Genomic DNA, 12,535 nt, shown 5'->3' on the forward strand with positions numbered 1-12,535 from the left:
CAATATGTTTGTATTTAATGAATGTAATTTCTTTGATCTCAATATACTGTAACACAAAAAACGACTCAAACTATTAAGTTCAAGTCGTCTTTTCTTTTTTTATTTTTCTAATTTTCTTCTTATTGTAACAAGCAAAACTCCTAATAATAATAACATCAATCCTGCCATTAAGAACGTGTAGATAGATGTTGCGGTTGCAGGTAATTCTTCACTTTTATCTTCTTGACTAGTGGGTTTCTTATCAATTGGATCTTTTGAGTCTTGGTCTTCAACATCAGTTTTTTTGTCACCAGGTTCCTTATCTTCGGTTTCATCATCTGAATCTGGTGAACTTTCTACTAATGCTCCAATTGCTACTTGTAATCTTTTTAATGCTGTTGCTAATTGTGTTTCTGTTTTAATGGATTTCAATTTAGCTTCTGTTTCCTTTATAGCCTTTTGTAATGTGACGAAGGAACCTTCCGTGTAATAACCGGCTTCATTAGATATTGTTTTAGCATCAGCAATTAACTCTTTCAATTCAGTTACATCCACTGGCTCGGGCTGTGGATCTGGTTCACTCACTACCAGTCCTTCAATTGCATTTTGTAATGCTCCCACAGTTGCATCTAGTTCTTCCTCTGTTTCAATAGAAGAAAGTGCATCTTCCGCCTTACCAATTGCGTCCTGTAACGCTGTATAGGAGTCATCGGTATAACCACCGTTGTCATTAGAAATAGCTTTTGCATCTCCAATCAGCATTTCTAGCTCTGTGACATCAAAAGTTTGATTGCTTATCACAATTTCAATCGTTTCACTTACTTCTGGATTACTAACAGATGTAGCTTTTACAACGACAGTCCCATTTGCTAAAGCAGTCACTAACCCTGTATCAGAAACGGTAGCAAATTCTGCTCCACTATCGATGGACCATGTCACAGCTTGATCTGTCGAATCTTCTGGTAACACTTCAGCAGCTAATTGAAGCGTGCCACCTTTCGTTTCAATTGCAGATTCCCCAATAATGTTAATCGATTCTACATCAATATCACTTGATGGCATAGGTTGAGGAGTGACAGTTGGACCCCACACCTCCATAACATCTGGACCATCCTCTTGTGGTACAAATTGAACGCGATCAATTGCTAGTTTTCTAGGTTCTGTTGCCGAACGACTATTATGGGTATGATAAATCATAAATAATTCTTCGCCATCAGGTGAATGAATCAATGAATGATGTCCAGCACCAGGAACAATTAGATTCGATTTCATAATTGGATTATATTCATATTTTGTCCATGGCCCCATTGGTGTCGGAGATGTCGCGTAACCCACTCCATAATCTGGACTTTCAAAGTGATTACCTGAATAGGTTAGATAATACGTATCTTTATGTTTGACTACAAATGCTCCTTCGTTAATCGGAGCAACAGGAGGCTTTTGACTATTTTCCCAGTCCTGTGTGGAACGCATCACGAATTTCAACGTATCTTCTTTAATAGACTTCATATCCTCATTCAATTCTGCTACATAAATCACATTTCCTTGATCAAACCGTACAAAATACATATATTGTTTGCCATCGTCGTCTGTGAAAATATGTGCATCGATTTCTTTTGTATCTGGATGTATCGGTTCCATTTCTTCCTGCACAAACGGACCTAAAGGAGAGTCACTTGTTGCTACTGCTAGATGTTCCTCTACCGCATAATACATGTAGAAGGTACCATCCTTCTCGATCACCTCTGGCGCCCAGAAGCGATTATCACCCCATGAATCTTGTTTATCCAAGGCCCAATCATCATGTTCTGTCCAATTAACAAGATCTGTGGATGTATATACTTTAATACCATTCGGCATATTTGGCCAGTCTTCTGTATTTGTACCATACAAATAGTACGTACCATCGTGGAAAAGGACATAAGGATCAGCAACGCCTGGTAAAATAGAATTTGTGTAAGTTGGACCCTCAATCGTTTCTTCATAAGGCTCTATCGTAATATTGTCAAAGGTTGCATCGGCATGCCATGTTCTTAGACCAATCTTTGAAGTAGTTAAATAGGTTTCACTTACAAGGTCAAATTTAGGAAATGGCTCCTCATTTAATGGATTATCATTAATAAACACTTGGATATGACCTTGATTCACTAATAATTTAATTTTATATGCACGATTTTCGTCAATAGGTATTTTTTTAGAAGCTATCTCTTGCCAGCTCCCATCTTTAAATTCGCCAAGTACTGCATAGTCATTTTCAGCATTAATGCCTACAAAATAACCATCGAGCGCATCTGCACCTTCTGATAATTCAGAAGCTCTAAAAATGAAACCAGCTTCTGTCCCAGACTCTATCGTGACATCTGCTTCCATTATAAAATCGGTAAACTCTGTTTCGTCTATTACCGCTTTATGCCCTGGACCACTGTTAACCTTGTATTTACCATCTGAAACAGACCAGTCTCCACCATATGTTACCCATCCATCAGCATTATTGTCATTAAAGTTATCCGTAAAAAAAGGATCTGGTTGGTCATCAGTACTAGTAACGGTAACAAAAATACTGTCTTGATAGGTACCAGACTCTGATTCCACAGTAATCAGGGTTCTGCCTTGACTTATTGCCTGAACAATTCCATCACTTGAAACACTTGCAATAGTTGGATTAGCAGATTCCCATATGATATTGGTGCTAGGTCCGATATTTTGTAGCTGTTTCGTTTCTCCTTTTTCTAACGTAATTTCATCTTGCTCAAGTTCAACCCCACCTGCAATTGTTCGATAACCAAAATACTCAAATTCCGCATCGATTCGGTAATCGTTTGCTACTACATTATTCGCAAACAATCCAACTTGAATATCGTTTAGATTTGCTGTGATAGGTGCAGATGCTTGCACCCAACTATAGCCATCCCAAATAAATGAGGTGAACGTATTCCCTACTTTTTTCAACTTGAGTATAACTGTATCCGCTCCAGGATGATCGACATAATTCTCAGGCTTTTGATAGGATTGATCAAGTTCATATGCTGTTTCTATCTTTTTACCGTTATCCCAAACATGAGCCAATTTCACAAGATTATCTGCATCTTCCCAAACAAATAACCCAGCTTGTTGATGATTTCTAGCAATTGGTGCTGTTACTTTTGTAACAATCTCAAAATCTTCCTCTTCAATTTCTTGTAAAAAGACATTATTTTGACTATTGTTATTTTGATAAATATCAGTTGGCTTTGTATGAATCGTCAATGCTCCCGGATTAGATGTTAGACTCCAATCCTCTTCAGTCTCTTGAAAAATGGACCAGCTACTATCTAATGTCGATGTTTCGAACTCGTCAAGGTTAAATTCAGATAGATCTGGTTCCGTTGCTTCTCCACGCACCGTCACTTCTAAAGATGTACTAGTATGATTTGTCGTACTAGCAATGTCAATCATGGCTGTTCCTGGTCGTAAACCTTCTACCTCTAATTTTAAAGACCCGGTTGCAGAATCCCGACTAACTTCCGCCACAGATATGATCTCCGAGTCCGATACAGAAATGTTTAAATTCTTATCTGTCCCTGCAATTGGTCTAATAGACACATCAAGCGACTCAACATTTCCTACATCCGTTGTAATTGATGATTTTTCAAGTTGAATTTCTTCTACTTCAACATTAGTTGCTGTATCATCGATAGGCTGTAATATAATTTGATCAAGTTCAGCAAAATTTGCGTGTTTTGTGAATTTCACAGTATTAGTACCTGCCTGCAATTGCACATCAATCGATGTAGGATTATAATGCTCCCAACCATAATTATCATATTCTATTATGCGGGTGTCACTATCGTTAATAATCACTTTATGTTGCGCTTGTGCAGCACCAGCTGTACCGTTTGCCGCCATTGCAATCAGTGTATATAATCCAGACTCTGGTACCTCTACTTCAAATGAAACAAAATCAGCATCTTCTCTATCAATTTTACCTACTACTTCTTCTCCTGATGCACGATCAGAGCCATGGACAAATGCATCACCGCCAAGTGTAGCATCCTCCGCTTCATATGCTATACGGTCCGTGTTAGGAGTACCGGATGGTTCCGTAACTTCACTTCCATAGGCAACAGCTTCACCAAAATTTGGCGTGTTGTCCTCATTCCAGGTGAACGGTTGTGCCCTCACACTTCGATCACCCCAGCCTCCTCCAGAACTTTTAAACGCATGATAGACGATCCAGTCTTCTGTACCATCTGGAGAAACAGTAAAACCATGATGTCCGGTCCCGTAAGCATTCCCGTCTGGATTTTTCCTAAAGATCGGTTCTGGATGTTTTGTCCAGGAATCAGGATTAAGTACATCTCCATCCGTATTTGTTAATTGACCTAATACGTAATCATCTGACCAACTGCCATTCGCTGAATAAATAATCGATATCGTGCCGTCCTTTATAATCACTTCTTGCCCTTCTTGGATCGTTCCTTCCCATGGCTCTGTTGGGGAGGAAATTTCTACCCGCTCACCACTAATTGTCCAAGGATTACTCATTGGTGCAATATAGGTACGCTGTGGCATTTGATCCTCTTCGTTTCTCCACCCTGACCAAACAAAATATAAAGAGCCATCTTCTTTCTGAAAAGCCATTCCATCAATTGCCCAGACATCACTAGGATCAGTTATTTGCCCTTTAAATGTGTAAGTCCCTTGTGGATCTTGTGAGTTGCTTTCCAAGACATACATCCGATGGTTTGTATTATTACCATCGTCAGCAGCGAAGTAAATATACCATTTTCCTTCAATATATTGTAACTCCGGAGCCCAAATCCCTTTAGAATATTTGGTGCCTTTTGGAGGTGTATATACAGTTACCCGTGGTGATGTCCCAATATCCTGAAGCCTTTTTGCTTTTGCTACAATTAGGGATGAATCCCTGTCTGATTTCACATAGTAATAATAGCCATCTTTATAGACAACACTTGGATCCGCTGAGCCAGCCTCACTTGAAACTGGAACAATGGGATTGGTAAACGTGTTTTCTCCTTCAACTGCTTGTATGGACATATTACTTGGCAATGATAAAACCATAGTACTCATAATAAGAAAAAATATTAATACTTTTTGAAACCATTGATTTTTTTGCTTCGATTTCTTCTTCACTGCTAGACCTCCTCTGAATTTTGCTACTATTTACTGAGCTGTACAGACAAGTTTGTTAGTAGTTTAATAGGATAACTAGACCATTTAAGAAAAAAACCTAGTTATCTTCCTTCTTTAATCTTGTTACAAATCAAGTGTGATGATAAAGTTACTTTTTCCTATACACCAAAGGCATCGTAAGCGCACTCAATAATAGCATTGTTACACCTAATAATAGAAGAGTATGCACTGACGTAGCTGTATCAGGCAGCTTTTCACCTTTATCAGTCTGATCTTGTTCCTTGTCGTTCTGTTTCTCTTTTTCCTGGGCAGACTCATCATCGGTTGAACCCTCAGTTTCATAGTCTTGATCTTCGTCTACTGGTTCTTCTGCCTCAGGATCTTCTTCTGGATTTGGATCTGCAACTTCTAATCCTTTCAGTGCTACCTGTAGTTCAGCAATGAGAACTTGTAGATCTGACTCTGTTGTAATCGTCTCTACTGCTTCCTCTACTTGTTTAATTGCAACTTGTAACGCCTGAAATGATGCTTCTGTATAATAACGATCATCATTGATCATTCCTTTAGCAATACTAAGTAGTTCTTCCAGTTCCGTAACATCCACTGGATCTGAGTCCGGTTCACTAGCCTCTAAACCATCCATTGCTGCTTGTAATTTCGCTAGCTGCTCTTCTAATTCTGTTTGAGTTTGAATGTTATCCATTTCAGCTTCCGCATCTGCAATAGTATTTAGTAACGTTGTAAATGAAGCTTCTGTAAAAGATCCATCTACATTAGACATGGCTTTTGCTACATCTAGCAAATTTTCTAGTAAACTTATATCAATTGTCTGATTAGAAATTACTAATTCAATTGTGGCTGTAATATCTGGATTTGCTATAGAAGCTGCTTTAACAATAACACTGCCATTAGCTTTAGCAGTAACTACACCCGTATCAGAAACGCTAGCAAATTCAGCTCCACTTTCCACTGACCAAGTCACAGCTTTATCTGTTGCGTCCTTCGGTAGAACATTCGCTAAAAGTTGAAGTGTTCCTTCTTTAGTATCAATTTCGATAACGTTATCCTTACTCGTTATATTAAGAGAAGTGACCGCTACAGGATTTGGTACATCTGCTTTATACATCGTTAGATAGTCGACATTCACATTTCCGATACTATCCTCATCAATCCGATAACTGATTACATTTTCTCCAGCTTCTAAGCTCAATCGTTCCGAAGCTGTAAACCATTCTTCCCAGCTGACTGCTGTTTTGTCTGGTGTAATGGTTTTCACTTGAACACCATTTACAAAAACATTGATTTTAGCTCTAGCAGGTAATTGTGTTGTAGGATGACTAGTCGATTCCCCTTCGACTGCGACACCATAGGCATAGCGAACACCTACAATATAGTCCCCAGCCTCTTCCGCATTGACAACAAAACTTGCTTCAGCACTAGGTTCGTTTGGTAAATGAATATAACCTGTACCTTGATAATTTTGTTTGCTGTTGTCTGTTGTAATATTTCCATAATGGATCGCTGTTTCCGCTTGATACATGTCTCCTTGTCCCAAGTCACCTGACGGAAGATCTTGCCATTGATACGGAGAAACAGGCTCGCCAAAATCAGGTGTTCCATCTTCATTCCATCCGAATTGCTTAATATTCACTTGTCTCCACCAATTACGACTAGTGTCTTTATATACGCGTGAATGATATATCATCCAATCTTCCTTACCATCAGCAGATTTAACAAAACCTGCTCTTGCTGGACCAGATACTTCATCCGTCGCAACGAAAACATCATTTTTACGAGTCCACGAATCCTCGTTTAAAAAATCTCCATTCGTATTCATATAATACGATAGACGATATCCGTCAGATTGATAATCGCCTTCTGATAAAGTGATAAACACATTTCCATCTTTTTGTAATACACGTGGACCTTCTCCACCGTCTCCTGGTAAAAAGGAGCGATCTTCTGTAATTGTATATGGATTATCCATCGGAACAATTGCCGGACCAGCTGGTTCTCCAGCACCTAACGTTCCCCACACACCATATAGTTGTCCATCACTTTCAAATACAGTGAAGTCATTTGCTTGTTTATACTCACCATTTTCTCCAAGATATAAGGCACCTTTATCGACATATTCACCTTGTGGATCATCGGTCACAGACTCTAAAACGGTTGCCATATGTTTGTAATCATACTCTTCTAAATCAGCACAATAGTAGATATACCATTTACCATCAAAAAATAAAATTTCAGGAGCGAAAATACGCGTTTGTGTCCCTTTTGAATCAAATACCATAACCTTTTCACCCTGATCCGTCAACGTACGGGATTTAGATACATAGACTTTATTATTAGAATCTAAATTACTAGAAGAAACAAAATAATAGAATCCATCCTTATACGTTACAAAAGGGTCTTGTCCTTGATATAGCGGGTTATTAAATTTATCATGTACGGAAGAACTTTGCACCCCCATCGCTTTCATAAAGTTAGAGCGAGTAGTTGATAGACTCTTTGTCATAGCTATAATTACGTCTGCTTTGTCCCTATCACTGATTTCTTGTTCATCAATAGTATTCAGTAATTCCTCTGCATTATTTTTTGTAGCAATTATTTCATCTAATAATTCCTCCGTTACATTGTCAGCGAAGTTTGCCGTTAAATATTCAGTTTTTTGAATCTCTCCAGCTAGATCAGACTTTTCCGTTTGAATGATATGTTCCAGCGGTAAATAAAGAGCAGATTCTGGAACAACTTCTCTTTCTTGACTAGTACTTTCCCAATCCATCCGAAGCCAGGAACCGCCCCATCCTTGTAAATATTCCACTTTGATATCATAGTGTTTTCCAGCTTCCAATGAAATCGATGTACTAGTTTGTTCGACTTCCCATTTTTGTTCCCAGAAATCGATAACCAACTCTCCGTCAATCCAGAGTCTGAATCCATCGTCACCTTCCATAAAGAAAGTATAATCTTCTGTATATTCTGGTACGATGGTTCCTGTAAAGCGAGCAGTATTATAATCAGGAGTTCCTGATAATTCATTAAATACACTCACAAACGAATCACCATTTAGATTAGCAACAGCTCTCTCTCCTCGAAAATCATCAAAATCAAACACATTGATGTCTTCTCGATCATCAGGATTTGGTTCCACTTTATAAAATTCCCCAAGTAAACCCTTTCCATCGACCGTGGAATCTGCAGCATGTACATCTATAGGGAGTTGAAACGTGGCTATCATGATAATAATTGTCATGGTCATTCCGATTAATTTTTTCAATTCCGCACCTCCTTATCATCTTAGAACGTATAAAACAGGGAGCGAGTTATAAAATCCTCGTAAAATGAATTGACATTTACTACTCACTGATAAGGCTCGCTCCCCTTATGATGTTAGCTTCCTATTGTTGCCTTCTTCTTTTGATAACAAACATCGATATAGCACCTATCACGAGCAGGAGAAGACCGATCATAAGTAAGTTGTACATAGTGGTTGCTGTATTAGGCATCTTGTTATCGTGATCCTCACCTAGATCTTGACCTTCACCCGGATCTTGACCTTCGTCCGGGTCTTGACCTCCATCTGGATCTTGACCTTCGTCCGGGTCTTGACCTTCATCTGGGTCTTGACCATCGTCCGGGTCTTGACCTTCATCTGGGTCTTGACCATCGTCCGGGTCTTGACCTCCATCTGGATCTTGACCATCGTCCGGGTCTTGACCTTCATCTGGATCTTGACCTTCATCCGGGTCAATTGCTTCTAAACCATCGATTGCCACTTGCAGTTCAGTCAACGCCGCTTCTAATTCTGCTTGTGTCTGAATGGTTTCAAGAGCTGCTTCCGCTTCTTCAATGGCAGTTTGCAATTCTTCAAATGTATCTTCCGTATAAGAATTATCTTTATTTGAAATTGCTTTTGCGGTATCAATTAGGTTTTGTAAAGGTGTTAGATCATCAATGAGCGTTTGTACCGTAAAGTAATCAAAGTCTGCATTAAAATCCGCAGCAAAAGTGGAAGTACCATAAATACCAACCTTTAAATTTTCAAGTGAAACAGTCATTGGGTCAGCTGCCTGAATCCATTCGGAACCATTCCAATAATAGGTCGTAACCTGATCTCCCATTTTCTTCATTTTCAAGTAGATCGTATCTGTTTCAGGGTGTGCAACCATGTTATCGGCTTTGCTATATACCCCATTTTCTTCTTTTGCTGTTTCAATACTGTAGCCATCCGTAGTGCTCGTATCCCAAACATGACCAAGTCTTATATAGTTGTCTTCATCCTGCCAAATATATAGTCCCGCTTGTTGATGGTTATTACGAATAGGTGCATGAACTTTTGTCGTAATTTCAAAATCCCCATCAGGCGCGTCTTTCAAGAAAAGATTTTTCAAACTATTAGCACCTTCATGAGAATCACCCTCGGAAGTTAAAATTCGTAATTTCCCAGGCAAATCAGTTAAACTCCATTTTTCTTCATTTTCTCTAAAGATAGTCCACTCATCAGCTAGGAGGTCGCTATCAAAATGATCTACCGTAGCACCTAACTTAATTGGCGGATTTATTAGATCTTTAAAGGCGTTAGTTGCCTGCTTCAGTTCCTTTATTGCGTTATTCAATGCTTCCTCAGATGCAGCACTATCATCTGCAATAGTCTGTGCATCTTCAATTGCTTTTGTTAGTGTATCTATAATATCTTGCTCATATTGCCCAGGCTCTGAACCAGCAATAGCACTATCTATAAGTTGTTGCGCACGATCGATTTCATCTAATAGATCACTAGAATCAACTATACCTATTAATTCTCGATGTGCTTTCCGAAGCTTATCAAAATTAGCTTTCTCAAGCTTTCGGTCATAACTTAACAAACCGTTGATTTCAATTTCTACGTCTGTAATTTGGGTATATACTGCAGCACTTAGTCCTGGGTTTTCTTTCAATTCTTTTATACCGTCAATTAACCCAAGATAACGACTAGTTAACTGTTCCTTGCTACTTTGCATTTCATAATTAAAGACATTGGAACTCCATTCATGCCCAGGAACTTGTAAACCAAGGCCTCCATATTCACCGAGGACAGCGATACGATCATCGGTAGGGGTTGGCGAATCAGGACCAACATATGCATGGAAATCAATGACATCGCCTGCACCCATATCTGTCCAACCGCTTGCATTGGCCACAAGGCGGGTTGGATCTAATCCTTCTACCCAATCTGTAATTCTAACCGTGTCGTATTGTCCCCATCCTTCGTTAAACACTGTCCATAATATTAGAGAAGGTGAATTATAATGCTCGTTAATCATTTCTTCAAATTCATGTTCAAATTGTGCCGCATCTTCTGGGGAAGGAGTGGTGTCAAACATGCTTGGCATATCTTGCCAAACCAACATTCCCATTTGATCTGCCCAGTAGTGAAAACGTTGCGGTTCCACTTTTGCATGCTTCCGAATCATATTAAATCCAAGATCTTTTGCCTGCTCAATATCGAATTTTAATGCTTCATCTGTTGGAGCCGTATATAAACCTGCAGGCCAGTACCCTTGATCAAGTGGTCCCATTTGGAAGACAAACTTCCCATTTAAAAGTGGACGAAGTTTTCCATCAACCATACCTGTTGAAATTTCTCTCATACCAAAATAACTACTTACCTCATCAACAACTGTTGTTCCATCTTTCAACTGAACTTTTAAATCATACAAAAATGGATCAGTAGTTGACCATAGTCTCGGATCAGGTACAGGAACGTTGAGGTTTTCTCCGACAGCACCAGTTACTCGTCCGACTTCTTCCCCCTCTTTATAAGCTATAGCTTCGACTGTTAAGCCACTAGACCCTTCCACTTCTAACTCTAAGTATTCATCATTTATTTCTGGTGTCATTTTTAAGTTATTTATATGTGCATCTGCTACTGGTTCTAGCCAAACCGTTTGCCATATACCTGATACGGAAGTATAGAAAATACCTCCTGGATTCAAACGTTGCTTACCAAGCGCACGACTTTCTACTGTTGAATCCTTAACTTCCACAATTAATTCATTATTTCCTGGTTCTAAATGGTCTGTGATGTCAAAACTGAATGCATCATAGCCACCTTTATGTGATCCTACTTCCGTGCCATTTACATAAACATTTGTTTCCCAGTCAACAGCTCCGAAGTGTAACAGTACATCATCACCCGACCAATCTTCTGGTATCGTGAAGTGACGCTTGTACCACATATGATCTTCATAACGCTCAATGCCGGATAATTTCGACTCGACTGCAAATGGCACTAAAATTTCTTCCATTAACGTTTGACCAGTTGGCAGTTCATCACCTTCTGAAGCAGCTTCAAATTCCCATTCACCATTCAAATTCATCCATCGATCTCGCACCATCTGAGGTCTTGGATATTCAGGGAGCACATTATTCTTATCCACTTCATCTGCCCAAGGAGAAGCAATTAAATAAGTGGAGTTGTTTTCTGTATATACGGTGAATTCTTCAAGCGGATCATCATTTGTTGTACTAATTCCACCTTCACCATCATATGATAAAGGCAATGTAGTATTATCTTTACTTGTAATTGGATAGTCCAAAGAAAGTACAATAGTTGTATTGTCTCCATCCTTTAAAGCTACTGAAGTTGCTGTACTATTTCCAATAGTTGAAAAATGATCAAGCACATTAGCTGGTAACTCGTTTAGAGCGTTTTCAAAAGTAATTTCCACTGTTGTCCCATCCTCTGAAACACTGGAACTCAGTGGTCCCGAATACGTATAATCATCCGGTAAAAATAAACGCTCACTTGGGATAATTTCTTTTTCTTGTGATGGACTTTGCCAACGTAACTTTAAATTGGAACCACCCATATCTTCAAAATACTCGATTTTAATGTCATATAACTCTCCTGCTTGCAGTGACACCTGAGAACTAACTTGTTCGTTATCCCAGTCATTAACCCAGTGATCAATAATAAGTTGCTCATCCACCCATAATCTAAAACCATTGTCACCAATCATTGAAAACGTATAATCCTCTGTAAACTCTGGTTTTAGCTGGCCTGTCCATCTCACAGCCGCATCATTTGTTTGGCCCGTTAATTGTTCTAATAGTTGTTCTAAATCCCCAAAGTTGATGTTAGGAGATACTACCGTTCCAGTATGATTAGCAAAATCAAAAGCACCTGGATTGGAACTCGTATAAAATTCTCCCTTTAACCCCTGTTGCAGATCGTCTTCAGATTCTGCTATTACGTTTGATAACGGGAACAGCAGCATAAAGATCATAATAAACAGAAAATAAATCCATTTGTTATTCATTTAATTCCTCCTTAAAATGCATATTAAAATAAAAAATCTCGCTGACAAACCTATATTCTCATTCTCAATTACACTTATATCACCTCCCTCACTATCCAATGGTGAATTACGAATTT

General features: G+C 38.9%; 3 protein-coding genes. All 3 read right to left on the minus strand.

Features of this window, described 5'->3' with window-relative positions; genetic code table 11:
• Positions 1–99 precede the first annotated feature (99 nt).
• Positions 100–5,112: a family 43 glycosylhydrolase gene (locus tag BN3107_RS15245; protein ID WP_058308488.1), complete on the minus strand. Its 5,013-nt coding sequence runs from the start codon at positions 5,110–5,112 to the stop codon at positions 100–102.
• A gap of 148 nt (positions 5,113–5,260) precedes the next feature.
• Entirely contained in the window at positions 5,261–8,395 is a 3,135-nt protein-coding gene (locus BN3107_RS15250) for a family 43 glycosylhydrolase (protein ID WP_058308489.1), read from the minus strand.
• Positions 8,396–8,516: 121 nt separating this feature from the next.
• Positions 8,517–12,419 carry a PA14 domain-containing protein gene (locus BN3107_RS15255; RefSeq protein WP_058308490.1) on the minus strand — a complete coding sequence of 1,301 codons (3,903 nt, stop codon included), beginning with the start codon at positions 12,417–12,419 and terminating at the stop codon, positions 8,517–8,519.
• Between the last annotated feature and the right edge of the window lie 116 nt (positions 12,420–12,535).

Origin of the sequence: Gracilibacillus massiliensis (assembly GCF_001458115.1) — a bacterium.
GTDB classification, from domain to species: Bacteria; Bacillota; Bacilli; order Bacillales; family Amphibacillaceae; genus Gracilibacillus; species Gracilibacillus massiliensis.